This is a genomic window from Pseudovibrio sp. Ad5, assembly GCF_001623095.1.
Lineage (GTDB): Bacteria > Pseudomonadota > Alphaproteobacteria > Rhizobiales > Stappiaceae > Pseudovibrio.
In genome coordinates, this window is the sequence record NZ_LMCH01000003.1 from 61,581 (window position 1) to 81,168 (window position 19,588).

At 52.2% G+C, this 19,588-nt stretch carries 16 protein-coding genes and 1 tRNA gene; 5 read left to right on the forward strand and 12 right to left on the reverse strand.

All coding sequences use genetic code 11. From position 1 onward, the window contains the following. The first annotated feature begins 368 nt into the window (after window positions 1-368). Together PsAD5_RS01655 and PsAD5_RS01660 are read left to right on the forward strand one after the other, a co-directional pair. On the forward strand, window positions 369-809 hold the full coding sequence (locus PsAD5_RS01655) for a VOC family protein (protein ID WP_057466264.1): 441 nt from the start codon (window positions 369-371) through the stop codon (window positions 807-809). 190 nt (window positions 810-999) lie between these two features. Beyond that, window positions 1,000-1,074, forward strand: a tRNA-Glu gene (locus tag PsAD5_RS01660). 267 nt (window positions 1,075-1,341) lie between these two features. Here PsAD5_RS01660 and PsAD5_RS01665 read toward each other — a convergent pair. After that, window positions 1,342-1,908 (reverse strand): single-stranded DNA-binding protein, encoded by a 567-nt coding sequence (locus tag PsAD5_RS01665; RefSeq protein ID WP_063290841.1) that lies wholly within the window; start codon window positions 1,906-1,908, stop codon window positions 1,342-1,344. A gap of 401 nt (window positions 1,909-2,309) precedes the next feature. Between PsAD5_RS01665 and uvrA the strand changes: the two genes are divergently transcribed. Further along, window positions 2,310-5,243 carry an excinuclease ABC subunit UvrA gene (gene uvrA, locus PsAD5_RS01670; RefSeq protein ID WP_063290842.1) on the forward strand — a complete coding sequence of 978 codons (2,934 nt, stop codon included), beginning with the start codon at window positions 2,310-2,312 and terminating at the stop codon, window positions 5,241-5,243. 665 nt (window positions 5,244-5,908) lie between these two features. On the opposite strand, the gene PsAD5_RS01680 is transcribed toward uvrA, so the two are convergent. Continuing rightward, window positions 5,909-6,493 (reverse strand): hypothetical protein, encoded by a 585-nt coding sequence (locus PsAD5_RS01680; protein WP_208988451.1) that lies wholly within the window; start codon window positions 6,491-6,493, stop codon window positions 5,909-5,911. Between the two features lie 235 nt (window positions 6,494-6,728). Between PsAD5_RS01680 and trmFO the strand changes: the two genes are divergently transcribed. After that, the gene (trmFO, locus tag PsAD5_RS01685) at window positions 6,729-8,126 is read left to right on the forward strand and encodes a methylenetetrahydrofolate--tRNA-(uracil(54)-C(5))-methyltransferase (FADH(2)-oxidizing) TrmFO (RefSeq protein ID WP_084405889.1); all 1,398 of its coding nucleotides are present in this window, start codon (window positions 6,729-6,731) and stop codon (window positions 8,124-8,126) included. A 54-nt stretch (window positions 8,127-8,180) separates the two neighbouring features. On the opposite strand, the gene PsAD5_RS01690 is transcribed toward trmFO, so the two are convergent. The 5 genes from PsAD5_RS01690 to yajC form a co-directional block, all read right to left on the reverse strand. Further along, a complete protein-coding gene (locus PsAD5_RS01690) occupies window positions 8,181-9,041 on the reverse strand; it encodes a phytoene/squalene synthase family protein (protein WP_063290844.1) in 861 nt (286 codons plus the stop codon). Between the two features lie 21 nt (window positions 9,042-9,062). After that, window positions 9,063-9,467 carry an Mth938-like domain-containing protein gene (locus PsAD5_RS01695; RefSeq protein ID WP_063290845.1) on the reverse strand — a complete coding sequence of 135 codons (405 nt, stop codon included), beginning with the start codon at window positions 9,465-9,467 and terminating at the stop codon, window positions 9,063-9,065. 144 nt (window positions 9,468-9,611) lie between these two features. Further along, on the reverse strand, window positions 9,612-10,553 hold the full coding sequence (gene secF, locus PsAD5_RS28410) for a protein translocase subunit SecF (RefSeq protein WP_057466260.1): 942 nt from the start codon (window positions 10,551-10,553) through the stop codon (window positions 9,612-9,614). A gap of 16 nt (window positions 10,554-10,569) precedes the next feature. After that, the gene (gene secD, locus PsAD5_RS28415; RefSeq protein WP_057466259.1) at window positions 10,570-12,174 is read right to left on the reverse strand and encodes a protein translocase subunit SecD; all 1,605 of its coding nucleotides are present in this window, start codon (window positions 12,172-12,174) and stop codon (window positions 10,570-10,572) included. Between the two features lie 95 nt (window positions 12,175-12,269). After that, window positions 12,270-12,599, reverse strand: coding sequence for a preprotein translocase subunit YajC (yajC, locus tag PsAD5_RS01710; protein WP_057466258.1), 330 nt, complete (start codon window positions 12,597-12,599; stop codon window positions 12,270-12,272). A gap of 315 nt (window positions 12,600-12,914) precedes the next feature. Here yajC and PsAD5_RS01715 point away from each other — a divergent pair, with 315 nt between their 5' ends. After that, window positions 12,915-13,808, forward strand: a complete 894-nt coding sequence (locus PsAD5_RS01715) for an ATP-binding protein (RefSeq protein WP_063288810.1) — start codon at window positions 12,915-12,917, stop codon at window positions 13,806-13,808. Between the two features lie 100 nt (window positions 13,809-13,908). Here PsAD5_RS01715 and PsAD5_RS01720 read toward each other — a convergent pair whose 3' ends face one another. The 5 genes from PsAD5_RS01720 to tatC form a co-directional block, all read right to left on the reverse strand. After that, on the reverse strand, window positions 13,909-15,657 hold the full coding sequence (locus PsAD5_RS01720; RefSeq protein ID WP_063290846.1) for a M23 family metallopeptidase: 1,749 nt from the start codon (window positions 15,655-15,657) through the stop codon (window positions 13,909-13,911). An 89-nt stretch (window positions 15,658-15,746) separates the two neighbouring features. After that, window positions 15,747-16,439 carry a protein-L-isoaspartate O-methyltransferase family protein gene (locus tag PsAD5_RS01725; protein ID WP_063290847.1) on the reverse strand — a complete coding sequence of 231 codons (693 nt, stop codon included), beginning with the start codon at window positions 16,437-16,439 and terminating at the stop codon, window positions 15,747-15,749. Window positions 16,440-16,598: 159 nt separating this feature from the next. Further along, window positions 16,599-17,363, reverse strand: coding sequence for a 5'/3'-nucleotidase SurE (gene surE, locus PsAD5_RS01730; RefSeq protein ID WP_057466254.1), 765 nt, complete (start codon window positions 17,361-17,363; stop codon window positions 16,599-16,601). Between the two features lie 84 nt (window positions 17,364-17,447). Beyond that, entirely contained in the window at window positions 17,448-18,725 is a 1,278-nt protein-coding gene (gene serS, locus PsAD5_RS01735) for a serine--tRNA ligase (protein ID WP_063290848.1), read from the reverse strand. A gap of 72 nt (window positions 18,726-18,797) precedes the next feature. Further along, a complete protein-coding gene (tatC, locus tag PsAD5_RS01740; protein ID WP_057466252.1) occupies window positions 18,798-19,583 on the reverse strand; it encodes a twin-arginine translocase subunit TatC in 786 nt (261 codons plus the stop codon). Between the last annotated feature and the right edge of the window lie 5 nt (window positions 19,584-19,588).

Genomic DNA, 19,588 nt, shown 5'->3' on the forward strand with positions numbered 1-19,588 from the left:
ACCGAACACCACTTGATTCCACAAAAAGAATATCATTACGCCCGACGGCAAAAAGGTAAAAAATTAACAAAGAGCTAAATGATCCCCCATTGATTTGGTTAGTGTTGTCCTATCAACACCATTTACCTGAAGTTTGGAGGGGGTATAGCTAACACTACTGAAGATTTTATCCCATGAATCCCCGCGTTACTTTCAAAGTCTCCGCTCGTCATCAGATACACACTATTGCGGAGCATACCTTGCATATTCAGAATTCAGAAATACTAGGCACCCTTCCCTCCTAGCTTTTTTCGCGCTAGCTTCGGCCAACTTCAACCTCTGCTGGTTCCCACTTCACAGAGCCAATCCCATAAAAGAAAGAGTTCGACATGCGTTATCTACACACCATGGTCCGCGTTAAAGATCTTGATGAATCCCTGAAGTTTTATTGCAGTATCTTTGGGCTGGAAGAAGTTCGCCGTCACGAAAGCGAAGCTGGCCGTTTCACACTTGTCTTCCTAGCTGCGCCTGAAGACAAAGAAAGCTTCAGCGCATCTTCCGCACCAGCACTCGAGCTAACATACAACTGGGATCCGGAAGAGTACGCCGGAGGTCGCAACTTCGGCCACCTCGCCTATGAAGTCGACAATATCTATGAGACCTGCGAAAAACTCCAAGCCTCTGGGATCACAATCAACCGACCACCACGCGACGGCCGTATGGCATTCATTGTTTCTCCAGATGGAATTTCCATTGAGCTTCTGCAAAAAGGTGGAAGCCTTGAGCCAGCTGAGCCATGGCTCTCCATGGGCAACACCGGCAGCTGGTAATTTCAGCACAAGCATTTCAGCGCCTCAATTTCAATTGAGGCGCTGAAATCTAACAATAATTAAGAAAGGAATAGACTAAATCCATATTTGTGGATTGTTTGAATTATAAAATTTTAAGCACTAGACAATATCCTACTGAAAACTTATAAGCCTCCTCACAGCGCGCCACATTGCGCAAATGCTGTAGTGTGCGCCCATCGTCTAGCGGTTAGGACGCCGCCCTTTCACGGCGGAAACAGGGGTTCGATTCCCCTTGGGCGTACCAATTCTCTCCTTAAATTTATTTGTTTTGCTAGCATCGCATCTTTATGAGCTGTTTCTCTATTATTTTGAGAGCAAGCACTGACGACACATCTCTGCAAACAAGCTCTCCAATCCCCATAGCTGCAACCAATCCATTTAAGCCCGAGTAAAGTCGCAAGGTAAGACCCTTACCCGCATCACCCTCTGATCAGGACCTCACGCCGGAACACAAAAAAGCCCGGTAGTGAACCTGCGCTCACTCCGGGCCATCTTGAATTACATGCTTGGCTTAGAACGGAATTTCGTCGTCCATTCCACCGCCGAAGCCGCCAGATGGTGCTTGGCCACCACCGCCGCCACCGCCGCCACCGCCGAAGCCGCCGCCCTGATTGCTGGAGCCACCACCACCAAAGCCACCGCCCTGGTCGTATCCGCCGCCACCGCCGCCGCTGCCGCCGAAGCCTCCGGACTGGCCACCCTGGCCGCCTGCACCACCGCCTTCGCCGCGACCATCAAGCATAGTCAGCGTAGAGTTGAAGCCCTGCAGAACAATCTCGGTGGAGTATTTATCCTGGCCGCTCTGGTCCTGCCATTTGCGAGTTTGCAACTGACCTTCGATGTAAACCTTGGAGCCTTTGCGCAGGAATTGCTCGGCAACCTTTGCAAGGCCTTCGTTAAACACAACAACACGGTGCCATTCAGTCCGCTCACGGCGCTCGCCGCTGTTACGGTCACGCCAGCTCTCCGAAGTAGCGATACGCAAGTTGACGATCGGACGACCGTCCTGCGTACGGCGAACTTCCGGATCTGCGCCCAAATTTCCAACCAAAATGACTTTATTGACGCTACCGGCCATTGAATTACTCCTAAGTCTGAACTCGCCCAAAGTTTAAGCGAGTTAAGTTGGCAAGTAACCTATGCTCCGCGCTCTACAATTCAAACAGACTTTCTCAAAGCCGCAGTGGTTGTCCACATTTCCTAGGCTTTCAGTCGGAATATCAGGCACCCGCAAGCAAGGCTCTCTGCTCGTTCTATTTTTGTTCCGACACATTGCCTTGCAAAACTGCCAAGTTCAACTCTCAATTTTTCTAAAAGACAATTTTACGCGAGCAAACTCAAAAAGGCTTGCTCCTTAAAATTGTTCCGTTTATGTTCCACCTGATTTCCAGCGCTCATTCTCCTGCATTTTGAGGATCGCGCCCAGACCTGTTTTGCTTTTTATATGCGAACTCGGTATCCGTGATAAAGGACAGTTCCATGGCGAAGTCGCCAACACATGACACACAAAATACTCCCGCGCGCGCAGACCTTATGAAGCAGATCACTGTACGTGGCGCTCGCGAACATAACTTGAAGAATGTGGACCTGGATCTTCCACGAGACAGCCTGATCGTCATGACTGGCCTATCCGGCTCAGGCAAATCCTCTCTTGCCTTCGATACGATTTACGCTGAAGGGCAGCGCCGCTACGTTGAAAGCCTGAGCGCTTACGCCCGCCAGTTCCTTGAAATGATGCAGAAACCAGACGTAGATCAGATCGACGGCCTGTCACCTGCAATCTCCATTGAACAGAAAACCACCTCAAAAAACCCACGCTCCACAGTCGGCACAGTCACAGAAATCTATGACTACATGCGCCTCCTATTCGCGCGCGTAGGCATTCCATACTCTCCGGCAACGGGCCTTCCAATTGAAAGTCAGACAGTCTCCCAAATGGTAGACCGCATTCTGACACTGGAAGAAGGCACTCGCTTATACCTGCTGGCCCCAATCGTGCGTGGCCGCAAAGGTGAGTATAGAAAAGAACTCGCTGAGCTCATGAAAAAGGGCTTCCAGCGCGTAAAAGTTGACGGCGAGTATTATGAAATCGCCGATGCGCCCGCTCTGGATAAGAAGTTTAAACACGATATTGATGTCGTTGTTGACCGTATCGTTGTGCGCGAAGACATGGCTGGCCGCCTGGCAGATTCTCTGGAAACCGCACTGGAGCTGGCCGAAGGCCTCGCTACCGTTGAGTTTGCAGATCAGCAGAATGAGAAAGGCAAAGCAAAGCAGCTCATTTTCTCAGAAAAGTTCGCCTGCCCGGTCTCCGGCTTCACGATCCCGGAAATAGAACCGCGCCTGTTCTCGTTCAACAATCCGTTTGGCGCATGCCCGACCTGCGATGGTCTCGGCACAAAACTGGCGTTTGAAGCCGAGCTCGTTGTACCGGACCAATCTCTTTCCCTTCGGGGGGGCGCGATCCTGCCATGGTCAAAAACCGGTTCAACCTCTCCTTATTACACCCAAACACTGGAAGCATTGGCCAAGCATCATAAGCAGCCAATGACCAAAGCCTGGAAAGACCTTCCAGAAGACTTCCGCAATGCGGTGCTGTTCGGAACCGGCAACACAAAAGTGCAGTTTGTTTATGATGACGGCACTCGCTCTTACAAAACCGAAAAGCCATTCGAAGGCGTTGTCGGCAACATCGAGCGGCGCTGGCGTGAAACAGATTCTCAGATGGTGCGCGATGAACTTTCACGCTACCAGTCAGATCATGCTTGCGACGCTTGTAAAGGCTACCGCCTCAAGCCTGAAGCCCTTTGCGTCAAAATAGCAGATCGCCATATAGGCGAGATCACAGCCCTTTCCATCAAAACTGCACATGACTGGTTCTCCAGCATTGATGAAAAGCTCTCTGATAAACAGAACGAAATCGCATATCGCATCCTCAAGGAAATCCGTGAGCGCTTGAAGTTCCTCAACGATGTTGGCTTGGAATACCTTTCCATGGACCGCTCTTCCGGAACCCTGTCTGGTGGTGAGAGCCAACGTATTCGCCTGGCCTCCCAGATCGGCTCCGGCCTGACCGGTGTGCTTTACGTTCTCGATGAACCATCCATTGGCCTGCACCAGCGCGACAATGCTCGTCTTCTGGAAACCTTGAAACACCTGCGCAATCTGGGCAACACTGTTATCGTGGTAGAACACGACGAAGACGCCGTCCTCACCGCAGATTATGTGGTGGATGTGGGTCCGGGCGCAGGTATCCATGGCGGACAAGTAGTTGCCAAAGGCACTCCAGATGAAGTGATGGCCAATCCGGCCTCCCTCACTGGCAAGTACCTTTCCGGCAAAATGAGCATCCCGCAACCAGATGAGCCGCGCAAGATTGACAAGAACCGTCAGATCAAAGTGTTCGGTGCGCGCGGCAACAACCTCAAAGACGTGAATGCTACCATCCCGCTTGGCACATTTACCTGCGTAACCGGCGTATCTGGTGGCGGTAAATCCACATTCCTGATCGATACTGTCTACAAGGCAACCGCTCGTCGTCTCAATGGCGCACGCGACAACCCTGCCCCGCATGACCGGATTGAAGGTCTGGAGCGCCTGGACAAAGTCATCGACATTGATCAGTCCCCAATTGGCAGAACACCGCGTTCCAACCCGGCAACCTACACAGGCGCCTTCACACCAATCCGGGAGTGGTTTGCAGGCATGCCGGAAGCAAAAACACGCGGCTACGCGCCGGGTCGCTTCTCCTTCAACGTAAAAGGCGGACGCTGCGAAGCCTGTCAGGGTGACGGTGTTATTAAGATCGAGATGCACTTCCTACCTGATGTATATGTCACCTGTGATGTGTGTAAGGGCAAGCGCTACAATCGCGAGACACTGGAAGTTCAGTTCAAGGGCAAATCCATTGCAGATGTACTGGACATGACCGTTGAAGAAGCAGCAAGCTTCTTCTCCGCCGTGCCATCCATCCGCGACAAGATGGAAACCCTCGCCCGCGTGGGCCTCGGCTACATCAAGGTCGGACAACAAGCCACCACCTTGTCCGGCGGTGAAGCACAACGTGTGAAACTGGCAAAGGAACTTTCCAAACGCTCAACTGGCCGTACGCTCTATATTCTGGACGAACCAACAACCGGTCTCCATTTCCACGATGTTGCTAAGCTGCTCGATGTCCTTCATGAGCTGGTCGATCAGGGCAACACAGTTCTCGTGATCGAACACAATCTGGAAGTGATCAGAACCGCAGACTGGATCCTTGACCTTGGCCCTGAAGGGGGTGACGGCGGCGGAACCATCGTTGCAACCGGCCGTCCACAGGATGTGGCAGAGGTACCAGAGAGCTATACGGGACACTTCCTCAAGGAATTGTTTGAAAGGCGAAGCGCCAGCAAACTGGACGCAGCAGAATAAAAACCAAATGGCCGGGCACTGTCCCGGTCATTTTTTTGCAAAAATCACCGCCCCCAATGGCCTCTTTCCGCGAAAACAACACAAGATACCAGTTGGCGCCGCTCTATTACAAAACCTGCTCAAAGCCGGCGACACATTGAAATATGATTAAGTTTTCAGCACCAACTGCCTAAAAACAGCACTCCCAGCCCCTCAGGTATGCAGATTTGTGCCCTAAATCACAAAATTACCGCACTGCACAATCGTTAATTTTGGCATTTATGTCGTTTTGAAGAATGGTAGCGCCATCATTTGCCATAATGCCATGCGTTTTTTGCATATCGGACATGCGAAATGATGTGATGCACAATTGGAAAGTCTTTTGTATAAACCAACTCAAGGTCGCTGAGGAACTCCTCCCAATTAAACCTCGGCAGCCTAACATACAATCCTCAAGCAGCACCTCCTCCCAAGCTGCTTGATGGTTCTAAACAGAGATTTCCTCCCAGTTCTCTGTTTACTAGCTTCGCCCGTCGTTCCTCCCATCGACGGGCGTTAGCTGTTTTAAAGGCCTATTTCTCTCAAAACTACCCATCGTCCTCAGCAAAGCAATCACGCAAAAGAAAAACGCACCAGCCTCGCTGATACGCTCTCCAAATCATCACTGCTTTACTCTGATTACCAGCTCACCCGCCTGATGGGTTTTCCAAATCAGCGCTGGTCATAGTCAGCCACTTAGTTATGTGCAAAATATCCGGCGGCTTGCCATTACTTAGGCGCCAGCTGTCTACCACCCATGGAATCTCTGTGGTCGTATCCACCACAACAGCTGAAGCATGCGGATATTTGCCATCAAGGAAAAAACCGCGAGAGGCAGGCCGCGCTGCACGGTGGTATTTAAGCCAACCCTGAGAACCCGCATAAACCAGCAGGCTTGTTGTATTGGTCGCCTCATCAATGCAGTCCATCTGCCCTTTAACGTTGCCATTACCCATATCCAGCCCACCAATATCATTGGATGACCCAACCGCAGGTCCAACACGCTTTTCTTGCCACTGCACCGCTTTGGAAATTGCGGCACGCTCAGCTTCAGGGCTTCGATGCCCTCGCTTCAAAATCGTGCGTAATCGCTGTTTGTCTTTCTGGCTAAACGTCACAGCCGTGCGATATTCGCAGCCGAAACCATGACAAATGTACAATGTGTCACCTTTGTTTTCGATGCCACCCATCTGAGTATACCAGGTGCTTGGTTTTCTATTAATTTGGCTCATGCACGCAGTTAGCCCAATTGCGCCAACTGCAATCACGAAGGCCTGAGAAATTTTCTTCAGTTTCTTATTTGAAAAATACATGTGTTTTTGTGAATCACTTTGCACAACCATGGAAGATTGATGGCCTAAATGATTGAACTGAGCAAGTTCAGAGGCTAAGCAATTCGCAAGCGATAAACACTTAGGCTTCATCAGACGCTTTGGCGCAACAGAAGCCCAGTCGATTGGATAGGAAATGACGAAGCAGACCATACACGTGGTTGGCGGCGGCCTGGCAGGCTCCGAAGCAGCATGGCAGATCGCAGAAAAAGGCCTGAAGGTCGTTCTGCACGAAATGCGCCCAACACGTGAGACCGATGCACACAAAACAGATGGCCTTGCAGAACTGGTGTGCTCCAACTCATTCCGTTCTGACGATGCTGAAAACAACGCTGTTGGCTTGCTTCATGCTGAGCTGCGTGCCGCTGGCTCCCTGATCATGAGATGCGCAGATGCCAACAAAGTGCCTGCTGGCGGCGCACTGGCCGTGGACCGCGATGGATTTTCCCAAGCTGTGCAGGCCGCGTTGGAAGGCCACGAGAACGTAGAGATCCTCCGCGAAGAAGTGACTGAGATCCCATCCGCAGAAAGCGGTCAGGTCATTCTTGCAACCGGCCCGCTCACATCTCCAGCTCTTTCAGAGCAGATCCTGCAAGCGACCGGCGAAGACTCCCTCGCCTTTTTTGATGCTATTGCACCGATCATCCACACTGAATCCATCAATATGAACAAGGCATGGTTTCAGTCTCGCTACGACAAAGTTGGCCCGGGCGGTACGGGTAAAGATTACATCAACTGCCCAATGGATAAAGAGCAATACGAAGCCTTTATCGATGCACTGATCGGCGGAGAAAAGACCTCTTTTAAGGAATGGGAAGAAAACACGCCTTACTTTGATGGCTGCCTGCCAATTGAAGTGATGGCAGAACGTGGCCGCGAAACTCTGCGCCACGGCCCAATGAAACCAATGGGCCTGACCAATGCCCATCAGCCAGACATCAAGGCCTACGCTGTGGTGCAGCTACGTCAGGACAATGCCCTTGGCACGCTTTACAACATGGTTGGTTTTCAGACCAAACTGAAGTACGGCGCACAGGCAGAAATTCTCCGCATGATCCCGGGTCTGGAAGAAGCTCAGTTTGCCCGCCTCGGCGGCCTGCACCGCAACACCTTCCTCAATTCACCGCGTCTTCTCGATGATCAAATGCGCCTCAAAGCTCTGCCACACGTGCGTTTCGCTGGTCAGATCACCGGCTGTGAAGGTTATGTGGAATCCACCGCTGTTGGATGTTTGACAGGTCTGTTTGCAGCTCATCAGGCACTTGGAACCGACATCGCACCTCCGCCAGTCACAACCGCGTGCGGCGCAATCGTCAACCATATCACGGGTGGTCACATCGATCGCGAAGATGGCTCCGGCCCGCGTTCCTTCCAGCCAATGAACATCAACTTCGGCCTCCTGCCTCCCCTGGACGAAATGCCGAAGCATCCGGAAGGCAAGCGCCTGCGCGGGAATGAAAAGACCCGCCTTAAAAAGCAGGTTATGGCCAAGCGTGGTCTGGATGACTTTAAAGCATGGGTCGCGAACGTCTAACGCGTACGCAGCATGCTATTAGAGACAGGAAAGGCCGGAAACTCCGGCCTTTTTCTATTTCCGCGAAAGTTTGGTGAGGCGACGAGATGTCCGCCACATATGCCAGACACGGCGCATATGCGGCGCCCCACCGCAAACCTGCAGCGGCTCAAAACTATCTTTGTCCGCCTCATTGAAGAACAGCTCCACCTGAAACACGGGCAAAAACGCAGGCAGCACAGACGGGTCAATCCCTTCCAGTGCACTCTCACAATCATCAAGATGCTTTTTGCTCAGCTCCACCATTTCTTCAAAAGCCGCCCAGACAGCATCATTTGAACGGTTCCCTCGCAAGGCATTGGCATCCACACCGTGTCGTTCCATCACATCTTTGGGAAGGAACTGCTGGTGCCGCGAAGCCTGCCACGCAAGCGTCTGCATCAAGCCAGAGAGCGCATACGCCACACCACCATGCCCGCTGGCATCAGAAAGCTGGCGATCAGCTGGTTTTCCGCTCAATATCATAGAGGCCAGCAAAACCACTGTAGAGCTGGTCTCCCCGCAATACCCTTCCAGATCATTGATGGTTGGCATTGGATCGGAATAAAGATCAAACCGGCGCGCAGAAATCAGGTTGAGGAACGGCTCTCTTGGCAGTTTATGATGCTCAATCGTCTCAATGATCGCCTGCGCAACCGGGTTGTGCATCACATCGCCATGATCAGTTCCACTCAGCGCATCATGCCACCATTGCAGGCGAATTTCTCCGGGCATCGGCTCATTGACCAGTTCTCGGATACGCGCAATCTCACAGGCAAAGGCGTAAAGGGCAATCAAACTCGGACGCGCAATAATCGGAGCATACAATGTGCTCAGGTAACGCTCGTAGGAGAAGCGTTTTACGAAATCATTACAGTGGTCATAGGCCTGGCTCATAGCTGGGTTCCACGCTTCTTCTTAAACGTCTTCAACTGCAATAAACACGGCTGCAACAGCGCGGTCTTCACCAAGAAGCACATTGTATGTGCGCACAGCAGCACCAGTGGACATGCTATCGACCATGATGCCCCTCTCACGAAACGGCCCCTTACGAGACTCCGGAAATGGCTTCAACTCGTCACCAGCACCAATCAACAGCACTTCAATGTCGTCAGACTCTGCAAGGATTTGCGCCAGTGCTTCATCCGTAACTTCATCAAAGCTGGTAGGCGACCAGCCATAAACGCCAGACGGCACACACATCAGCGATCCACGATGAGACATATCGGCAAATCGAAAGCCGCCATTTCCGTAGGCGTCGATTTGAACCATACTTGGATAATGCGCATCCCGCACTTCCAAAGGCTCTCCACGTTTTCCCATAGTGTCCTCCAATGGCTATTTTCGCCCAGTATACGCGCAAATTGATAGCCTCTGTTTAATTACACGCGAAAGAATGTCCAATAGAAAATGGGGCTGACCACAACTGTGGTCAGCCCCATCTAAAACATTAGCTGTTTCCGCTGGTTAAGCAGATTTTGCCGGAGATGTTTCGTCGTCTTTCTTGTCAAACACGCTGGTACGAAGCTTCATGAGCATCAGCAGCGGAGAGGCAAGGAAGATAGAAGAGTAAGTCCCGATCACGATACCGAAGATCATCGCCAGCACGAAGGACTGGATCACTTCACCGCCCAGGAAGTACAATGCAAACAGCGCGAGCAAAGTGGTCACGGATGTCATTGTTGTACGGGACAAGGTCTCGTTGATGGACTTATCAAGCAGCTCTTCCAGAGAAAGACGCTTGTAACGACGCAGGTTCTCACGAATACGGTCATAAACAACCACCGTATCGTTAAGTGAGTAACCGATAATCGTCAGCACCGCCGCAATACTGGACAGCGTAAAGTCCAGCTGCAACACCGCAAACAATCCAACCGTCAGCAGGATATCATTGAAGGTGGTGATGATCGCGCCAACTGCGAACTGCCATTCAAAGCGGAACCAGATGTAAAACATGATCATCAGCAAGGCAGACCCGACCGCCAGCGTTCCTGCATAAGCAAGCTCGCCGGAGACACGAGGTCCAACCACTTCAGTTCTGCGGAATTCATATCCATCGGTAAAGGCACCACGGACACTCTCCACCACATCCTGCTGCGCGCTTTCACCTTCGCCCTGAGATTCAATGCGGATCAGAACTTCGGTAGGACTACCGAATTCCTGCACCTGCACATCACCCAGATCAAGACCACCAAGGGTCCGGCGAATTTCAGAAAGGTTCGCAGGACCGCTTGTGGACTGCAGCTCAATCAGCGTCCCGCCCTTAAAATCGATGCCGTAGTTCAGGCCGATTGTCAGGAACAGCACAATGGAAAGAACTGCCGTAATTCCAGAAAACGGAAAACTCAACACCCGCCAATGCATAAAGCGGAAGTTGGTCTGCTCCGGAACAAGTCTAAGAAGTTTCATAGGGTCATGCTCCGAATTAGATTGGCAGTTTGGATGGACGCTTACGCTTCACCCATACAGAGATGAGGAAACGAGAGATAGTAAACGCAGAGAACACTGTGGTGAAGATACCGATCATCAGCGTTACGGCGAACCCTTTAACAGGACCGGAACCGATGAAGAACAGGATCACAGCCACAATCAGCGTTGTGATGTTTGCATCCAAAATGGTGCCAAGTGCACGCTTAAAGCCTGCATCAATCGAACCAATAGCGGAACGACCAGCGCGTGCCTCTTCACGAATGCGCTCATAAATCAGCACGTTGGCATCAACCGCCATACCAATTGTCAAAACGACACCCGCAATACCCGGCAGGGTCAGCGTTGCCTGAAGCGTGGTGAGCACACCAAAGATCAGGAACACGTTGGAAGCGAGCGCAAGGTTCGCAATGATCCCAAACTGGCCATAAGCCAGCAGCATGAAGATCACCACCGCTGCCGCTGCAACGATGGAAGCAACCTTACCGCTATCAATGGAATCCTGACCAAGGCCCGGACCAACAGACCGCTCTTCAACCACATCCAGACGCGCAGGAAGCGCACCAGCACGCAGCAGAACAGCAAGATCATTCGCACCATCAACAGTGAAGCTGCCGGAGATCTGACCGGAACCGCCTGTGATCGGCTGACGGATAACCGGAGCGGTGATCACTTCGTCATCCAGCACAATCGCGAACGGACGACCAACATTTGCGCGGGTCACATCCGCAAAGACGCGGGCACCGGCAGTGTTGAAGCGGAAGTTCACAACAGGCTCGTTTGTCTGCTGGTCAAACGCAACAGAAGCATCCTGCAGCTCTTCACCCGTCAGCAACGGGTTTTCATCCAACAGGTATGGCTGGCCATCAGAACCCTCAACGACCATCGTGCCTGCTGGCGGACGACCCTGAAGTGCCTGTGACGCGCTCATTTCCTGACTAACAAGATGGAACGTTAGCTGCGCAGTTGCACCAATAATATCCTTCAGGCGCTGAGGGTTGGATTCACCCGGCGCTTCAACAAGGATTCGGTCAGTGCCCTGACGCTGAATGGAAGGCTCAGTCGTGCCGAGTTCATCAACACGGCGACGGATAACCTCAATGGACTGCCTCACAACGGAAGCGAGGCGCATGTCCAGACCTTCCTCGGAGAAAGCCATGCGGAACAGGCCGTCACCTTGAGGTTCAAGAACAAATTCGTTAACCGCTGCACCGCCAAAAACGCCGGAGTTAAGCGGGTTTACCAGTTCTGCAAGGCGCTGTTCAGCCTCATCGAAGCGTGCATTATCACGAATGCGAACCTGAACGCCGTCTCCCTGAATACCCAGACCGGTGTAGCCGATACGTGGGTTCTCGCGCAGGGCCCGGCGGATATTTCCAACCAGCTGACGGAACTGTTTTTCTTTGTAATCTTCCTTATCAACCTCATAGAGCAGATAAGCACCGCCCTGAAGGTCAAGACCGAGAACAATCTGGCGCTTAGGCATAAAATCCGGCCAGGATTGAACGGTACTTGCCGGGAAGAAGTTCGGCAATGTTGTAAAGATACCGCCCAGCACCACGACGATAATCAGGGCGATTTTCCAACGCGCGAAATGAAGCATGAGTATATGCCCGGTCCTAGAATAGGCAGACCGCTCTCACTGCGGCGATTGCCGAAACAGGAAAGCGGTCTGAAACTACAGGTATCAAGGCGCGATTATTCGCCGTCCTTAACAGGTTCACCTTTGGAGCGAACTTCCTGGATCATGGCACGAGCAATACGCACACGCGTACCTTCAGCAATGTCCACCTGCAGTTCAGCATCATCAACGATCTTAGCAACTTTACCAATCAGACCACCAGAGGTCACAACGGTATCGCCGCGACGCAGATTGCTCACCATCTCCTGATGAGACTTCATTTTCTGGCGCTGAGGGCGAATGATCAGGAACCACATGATCACGAAGATCAGGACGAACGGCACAATAGACATTACAACGTCTGGCACGCCGCCTGCGGCCTGTGCATAGGCAGGGGTAATAAACATTAGTTTCTCCTTACCACAAATTCCCGAGGAACCTGATGGCGTTCATTAAACAATTGGCGAGGTGAACCCCTCCAAAATTGACCTTGGCCCGAAAGAACAAGGATTTTGCGCTGGACTATACAGTCCACTCCAACCTTTTCAAGGCATTGACATGCTAACTGGGACTTTCCCCAAGAGTATTGGACATGATACAGCTGTAAATAGGGATACTTGGCCGCAGATCAAATAGCAGAACCGCCGCTGAGACAATTTTTCACCTAGTGCATTTTGCGTAAAGCCTATGCCAGCGCACCTGAGTTAATCACGTAGATACACATGACCACTAAAGAAAATACCTCTGAAGTCGCCCTTCTTACATCCAAGCTGGACGAGATTGTCGCCCTGTTGGCCAGCTCCCTTCCCAAGCCTCCAGTTACTGTCAATTTCGACGAAGCCGATGCCTTTGTATTCCACCCTTCCCCGTTTGAGCTTGCACCTGTACCCAAAGTCAATCGGGTTGATATTAGCCTGCTCAAAGGCGTCGATCACTCCAAGAAAATGCTGATGGAGAATACAAATAGGTTCGCAGAAGGTTTTCCGGCCAATAACGTGCTGTTGTGGGGCGCCAGAGGCATGGGCAAGTCGTCTTTGGTGAAATCTGCTCATGCTGCGATCAACGCAGCACACGCAAACTCCGAAGGCGTCCGCAAGCTTGTTCTCATCGAGATTCACCGCGAGGACATCGAAGCCCTCCCCGCGCTGATGAACGAGCTGCGCGGCAAGCCATACAACTTCATCATCTTTTGCGACGACCTCTCCTTTGATGGCGACGACACCAGCTACAAGAGCCTGAAAGCAGCTCTGGACGGCGGCATTGAAGGTCGACCAGCAAATGTCCTGTTTTACGCCACATCCAACCGCAGACACCTTCTGCCGCGCGATATGATGGAGAACGAGCGGTCAACGGCGATCCATGCAAGCGAAGCGGTGGAAGAGAAGGTTTCACTTTCTGATCGATTCGGCCTTTGGATCGGCTTCCACAAATGCTCTCAGGATGAGTATCTGGATATGATCTACGGCTACACAGAGCATTTTGGCTTAAAGGTCGAGCAGGAGCAGCTCCGCGCGCAGGCTCTGGAATGGTCCACCACGCGCGGCGCGCGTTCTGGTCGTGTCGCATGGCAATTTATTCAGGATCTGGCAGGCCGCCTCAGCCAGACGCTGTCCTGACAAGCAGACACACTCATAAAAAAGCACGCCGCGTGAAGGTCACAAACGCGGCGTGCTCTACCTATGAAAAGAGTTCCAAGAAGAACCCTCCCCCTTTTTATTAGGAACGCGGTAGATGGTTCATAGGATCTACCGGCTTGTTATCCTTACGCAGCTCAAAATGCAGCTGAGGCTGTGTCACAGACCCCGTCGCACCAGCCATGGCAATAGTCTGACCACGGCGTACGGCATCACCACGGCGCACCTTCAGCTCTTTGTTGTGCGCATAAGCTGAAACCCAGCCATTATCATGGCGGATCAGTACCAGATTTCCAAAGCCTTTCAGCTCATTACCGGCGTAAACGATGGTTCCGTCTTCCGCAGCTTTAATGTCTGTTCCTGATGGAACCGCCAGATTAATGCCGTCGTTTTTAGACCCACCCGGCTTCACGCCAAAGTCAGAGATAATCCTCCCACGCACCGGCCAGCGGAACGTTGCTTCATCTGCCACAGCAACCTTTGGAGCCTTCGCTGTCGCAACTGGCTGCACAGGCGCTGGCTTGGAAACTTCTGTCGGCTGCAAACGGACAACATCCGTCTCAGCTTCAGAGATAACCGGAACAATCGGCTTTTGTGGCTTTTGTACACTTGCGGTGTGAACTGGGGTCGGCGCAAGAGAATTGGCAAGCGTGCGCTGTGTCGCAACCGGAGCGGCCAGGCGTTGTGGGCTCCCCCCTGCCAAAGCGATTCTCTTTGGCTTCGGCACGGCTTGTGTCGCTGTAACACTGGCAACCGATGCCGGACGCTGTGCAACAGAAGCCCTAGGCTTACTCTTTGGCACAGCTGAAACGCGCAGAGGAGCAACGCTGCGCGCTGCCTGCCCCGTAACAGGCACACCGTAAGATGGCTGCGCAGTCGCAGACTGCGGAGCAACAATCGGCGTCAAAGACTGACTGCGATAGGTCGTTGGCTGTTGCTGTGCACGATAGACCTGAGAAGGTGCAGACTGCTGAATTGGCTGAAGCGAAGACGCAGGCACAGCTGCTGCTGGTGCTCGCCTTTGCACCGGATAAGCGGCTGGAGGCGCATCACTGTAAACAGGACGCGATCGTTCTCCCACATTGCCCGGAGGAAGCAACGCAGCCGCAATCTTGGTCGCAAACACATCACGAGACTGCCTGGAAGCAGAGCCATTGGCATTCAAAGGCGCAACATACTGCGAAGGAATGGAGGCTGTCGTCTGAGGCTGCTGGCTATTGGACGGCAACACACGAGCACTGGCTTTCGGCAAGCGGTTCGGTTTACGAACCATCTTCACCGGAATAACAACGGAATCACCTGGCTGCAGCGCAGAACTCACAGTCACGCGATTGGCATGAAGAATTTCGTTCGCCGGCACACGGTATTGCCAGGCAAGACTATCAACATTCTCGTTGGCTTTTAGCGTGACAACACGGCCACCAACAGCTGTCCACCCAAGCGTGCCATCATTCGGCGCTTTGGCAAGTGCTGCGGGAACCCGGGCGCTCGCGCGCGTGCGCTGGCTCACCGGAACAGGCTGTTTAGAAAATGTCGGCTGCCATGTCTGCTGCGGATACCCGCGCGATTGCGCAGATCCGGTCACAATAGGAGCATTGCTTGATGTTGGCGCAGGCAACAAAACACCGCGCTGAACAACAGATTTTGTGTTTGATGATGGAAGTCCGGGCGTCACCACAACGGCAGTTCGAGCCGGAGACGTTGGTTCATCAACATATTCAGACTTGCCAAACCGGTCCACATTGCCACTACAACCAGCAAGACCTGCTGACAGCAAAAACAAGGCTACACCGCGCCGCAATCTGGCTTTCTCACGGGAATGAAACTGCATATCCGCCCTACCCAATACAAATAAAAGGCTAACTGGCGTAAGTTTACTGACAACAGAGTTGATAAAGACTTAATTAAAGCCTCATTCCCCTACAGTTTCGCAGCTATTCCCGGTGTGAGAGAAAGATAGCGGAAGCCACCAAGGTCAGTCTCATCAAGACCGCGGCCACCTTTGTCATACTGAATCAGGCGGCAAATACCGCTTTCATGCTTGATTGGCGCCAACAAACGCCCCCCGGGTGCAAGACGGTCAAACAAGAAGCCCGGCACACGGTCCAGCGCACCATTCAAAATGATACGATCAAACGGGCCGCCATCATCCTCTTCATCAACAGGCGCCACAAGACCATCCGCATGAATCACATCTACATTGTTGATCTTGCAGGACCGAAGTCGCTCACGCGCCAGATCAGCGAGTGTCCGGTAGCGCTCCAGTGAGACAATGCGATCACAGATTTTAGAAAGAACCGCGCACTGATACCCGGATCCACTGCCAATCTCCAACAGGGAATGATCCGGCTTCATTTGCAGAAAATCGGCAACCTTCCCAATCAAGGATGGCTGTGTGCTCATCTGCCCGCAATCAATTGGGAACGAACGATCTTCAAAAGCCAGAAATTGTTGGCTAGCTGACAAAAATATTTTACGAGGAATAGCTTCAAGTGCGCCCAGAACCACAATATTCCGCACACCCTCAGATCGCAGCTTCATAACCCATGCCGCTTGCCTGGCAAGGTTCTCATCAAAGCGACCATCTTCATCAGCAAACAGACTGTCTTCCATTTTAAAACACTCCGTCTATCTGCAGTGCAAAGCCTGCTGGCGGACCAGCAAGCTCAAAAGAGCGCACCTTCAAAGGCCACTTCTGCCCTTTGAAGGAAACGCACATATAACCTAAGAACCTGACGTGAACCCGAAGGGCCTCGGTAGGTTCACATCAAATCAGGACTTTTCGAGTGTCTTTTCCAACTGCCCCATCAACTCATCAGCTGTCAGGTTCAGATGCAAAGGCGTGACTGAAATATAGCCCTCTTTCAAAGCATTGATGTCAGTCCCTTCACGCGCACTTGGTACACGATTTTGGAAAGCAAGCCAGTGATATGGATTACCACGGCCATCCTTGCGGCTTTCAATGTAGAGCGAACCCGCATCGCGCTTGCCCTGACGCACAACCTTAACACCTTTAACCATGTCAGGCGCGTCTTTCGGGAAGTTCACGTTCAGCAGCGTATCAGATGGCAGATTGAACTCCAGCAGGCTGCGGATCACACCCACGGCATGCGCTTCAGCCGTATCGTAGCTCGGTCCGAATTCGGACCCAAAAGCATAGGCCTGAGACAACGCAATGGAACGAACGCCCATCAAAGTGCCTTCCATAGCCGCAGCAATGGTGCCGGAATACGTCACATCATCTGCAATGTTTGCACCCCGGTTAATACCGGAAAGAACCAAATCAGGAGGTGTATCCATGATGGAACGAACCGCCATGATCACACAATCAGTTGGAGTACCGCGAACCGCGAAGTGGCGGCTGTCAATTTCACGAACGCGTAAAGGATCATTCAAAGACAGGGAGTGCGCCACACCGCTCTGGTCGGTTTCTGGTGCAACAACCCAAACATCATCTGAAATTTGCCGCGCAATGCGCTCCAAAACCTCAAGACCCTCAGCGTGGATCCCGTCATCGTTGGTTAGTAAGATACGCATATCGCAGCAATTCCTCATATAAGTCGCGCAGTGCAGCAGAAGAACGCAACCGCCCTTCTGCTGAAAATACGCTTACATCAATTGTTAAGCGCCAATGACTTCAAGGCCATTCATGTACGGGCGAAGAACCTCAGGAACCGTAATTGTTCCGTCTGCATTCTGATAGTTTTCCATCACTGCGATCAGGCAGCGCCCAACAGCAAGGCCGGAGCCGTTCAAAGTATGAACGAATTTCAGAGCCTTCTCGCCTTCCACGCGGTAGCGTGCATTCATGCGGCGGCCCTGGAAGTCACCACAAACAGAACAGGAAGAGATCTCGCGATAAGCATCCTGACCTGGCAGCCAAACTTCAATATCGTAGGTTTTACGAGCACCAAAGCCCATATCACCAACACACAGTGTGACAACACGGTAGTGCAAGCCAAGCAGCTTCAGAACCTTTTCAGCAGACTCGCGCATCCGCTCCAGCTCTTCCAGAGAGCTGTTCTCATCCGTGATAGAAACAAGCTCACACTTCTGGAACTGGTGCTGACGCAGCATACCAGCCGTATCACGACCAGCAGACCCGGCCTCAGACCGGAAACAATAGGTCAAAGCTGTCACACGCAGTGGCAAGTCAGCCTCAGCCAGCGTCTCACCAGAAACTATATTCGTCAGCGGAACTTCTGCTGTCGGAATAAGCCAGTGATCATTTGTCGTACGGAACAGGTCTTCAGCAAACTTTGGCAGCTGCCCCGTGCCGTGCAGCGCGTTATCACGCACCAACAGCGGAGGAGAAACTTCGGTGTAGCCGTTTTCCTGCGTGTGCAGGTCAATCATGAACTGACCGATCGCACGTTCCAGACGCGCAATCTGACCTTTCAGCAACACAAAACGGGAGCCAGACATTTTAGCAGCGGTTTCAAAGTCCATGCCGCCAAGTTGCTCACCCAGCTCGTAATGTTCTTTCTGCTCAAAGTTGTTACGCGGCTTATCGCCATGCGTGTGAAGCAAAACGTTGTCAGCCTCATCCGCACCAAGCGGAACATCCTCATGAGGAATATTGGGGATAACAGCCAAAGCATCCTCAAGCGCAGCGTTCAGCTTGCGCTGTTCCTCTTCGCCGTTCTGGATAAAGCTTTTAATTTCGGCAACTTCAGCCTTCAGGGCCTCTGCTTTTTCCTTGTCGCCCTGGCCCATGGCCATGCCGATTTCTTTGGATGCGGAGTTACGGCGCTGCTGCGCTTCCTGAAGCTTGGTGGTGTGGGAACGGCGCGCATCGTCCAGTTCAACGAGCAGCGCAGCGCGTGGCTCTTGGCCGCGTTTAGCGAGAGCTGTATCAAAGCTCTCCTGATTTTCACGAATCCACTTGATATCAAGCATAACTTAGTAACCCCGGCAGGTTTGCCTTCAAATAACCCGCCGGGAAACTCGTAAATCAGGGTGGAAGTGAGACTAGGCCTCTTCTTCCGCTTCCTTCTCTTTACGTTTCTTCTCGACGAGCCTTACACAATAGATGGAGACTTCGTAGAGAAGCAGAGTAGGAAGTGCAAGACCGATCTGCGAAATCGGATCAGGAGGTGTTAAAATTGCCGCAGCTGCAAACGCAGCAACCACAGCATATTTCCGCTTACCCTTCAAAGACTCAGAGGTCACAAGACCCGCGCGCCCCATAAGCGTCAAAACAACCGGAAGCTGAAAAACCAGACCGAACGCGAAGATAAGAACCATCACGAAGCTCAGGTACTCACTCACACGCGGAAGCATCTCAATGGACGCTTGCCCGTCCATACCCATCTGCTGCATGGCAAGGAAGAAGCCCATCGCCATTGGCAGCACAAGGTAATAAACCAGCGACCCGCCAATCACGAACAAAATAGGTGTCGCAACCAGATACGGAATAAATGCACTGCGCTCGTGCTTATAAAGCCCGGGTGCCATAAACATGTAAATCTGACTGGCAAGAACCGGGAAGGCAATAAACAGCGCTCCAAACAAGGCCAGCTTCATCTGGGTGAAGAACCATTCGTGCGGTGCGGTGTAGATCAGCTTGACTTCAATGCTTTCCCCGGCCGCTGCCGAAAACGGCTCAATCAGGAAGTTGAAGATGTCATTTGAGAAGTAAAAGCAAACCGCAAAGGCAATAGCGATCGCAATCACCGACTTCATCAGGCGGGAACGCAATTCGATCAGGTGCTCAATCAGTGGCGCACGCGAATCTTCAATTTCGTTATCACTCATAAAAT

What these genes read in the sequence shown, in the direction of transcription:
- secF (WP_057466260.1), bottom strand. Translation starts at nt 10,553, where the DNA reads ATGAAACTTCTTAGACTTGTTCCGGAGCAGACCAACTTCCGCTTTATG.
- PsAD5_RS01680 (WP_208988451.1), bottom strand. Translation starts at nt 6,493, where the DNA reads ATGAGCCAAATTAATAGAAAACCAAGCACCTGGTATACTCAGATGGGT.
- tatC (WP_057466252.1), bottom strand. Translation starts at nt 19,583, where the DNA reads ATGAGTGATAACGAAATTGAAGATTCGCGTGCGCCACTGATTGAGCAC.
- PsAD5_RS01720 (WP_063290846.1), bottom strand. Translation starts at nt 15,657, where the DNA reads ATGCAGTTTCATTCCCGTGAGAAAGCCAGATTGCGGCGCGGTGTAGCC.
- secD (WP_057466259.1), bottom strand. Translation starts at nt 12,174, where the DNA reads ATGCTTCATTTCGCGCGTTGGAAAATCGCCCTGATTATCGTCGTGGTG.
- surE (WP_057466254.1), bottom strand. Translation starts at nt 17,363, where the DNA reads ATGCGTATCTTACTAACCAACGATGACGGGATCCACGCTGAGGGTCTT.
- PsAD5_RS01665 (WP_063290841.1), bottom strand. Translation starts at nt 1,908, where the DNA reads ATGGCCGGTAGCGTCAATAAAGTCATTTTGGTTGGAAATTTGGGCGCA.
- PsAD5_RS01715 (WP_063288810.1), top strand. Translation starts at nt 12,915, where the DNA reads ATGACCACTAAAGAAAATACCTCTGAAGTCGCCCTTCTTACATCCAAG.
- yajC (WP_057466258.1), bottom strand. Translation starts at nt 12,599, where the DNA reads ATGTTTATTACCCCTGCCTATGCACAGGCCGCAGGCGGCGTGCCAGAC.
- PsAD5_RS01655 (WP_057466264.1), top strand. Translation starts at nt 369, where the DNA reads ATGCGTTATCTACACACCATGGTCCGCGTTAAAGATCTTGATGAATCC.
- PsAD5_RS01690 (WP_063290844.1), bottom strand. Translation starts at nt 9,041, where the DNA reads ATGAGCCAGGCCTATGACCACTGTAATGATTTCGTAAAACGCTTCTCC.
- uvrA (WP_063290842.1), top strand. Translation starts at nt 2,310, where the DNA reads ATGGCGAAGTCGCCAACACATGACACACAAAATACTCCCGCGCGCGCA.
- trmFO (WP_084405889.1), top strand. Translation starts at nt 6,729, where the DNA reads ATGACGAAGCAGACCATACACGTGGTTGGCGGCGGCCTGGCAGGCTCC.
- serS (WP_063290848.1), bottom strand. Translation starts at nt 18,725, where the DNA reads ATGCTTGATATCAAGTGGATTCGTGAAAATCAGGAGAGCTTTGATACA.
- PsAD5_RS01725 (WP_063290847.1), bottom strand. Translation starts at nt 16,439, where the DNA reads ATGGAAGACAGTCTGTTTGCTGATGAAGATGGTCGCTTTGATGAGAAC.
- PsAD5_RS01695 (WP_063290845.1), bottom strand. Translation starts at nt 9,467, where the DNA reads ATGGGAAAACGTGGAGAGCCTTTGGAAGTGCGGGATGCGCATTATCCA.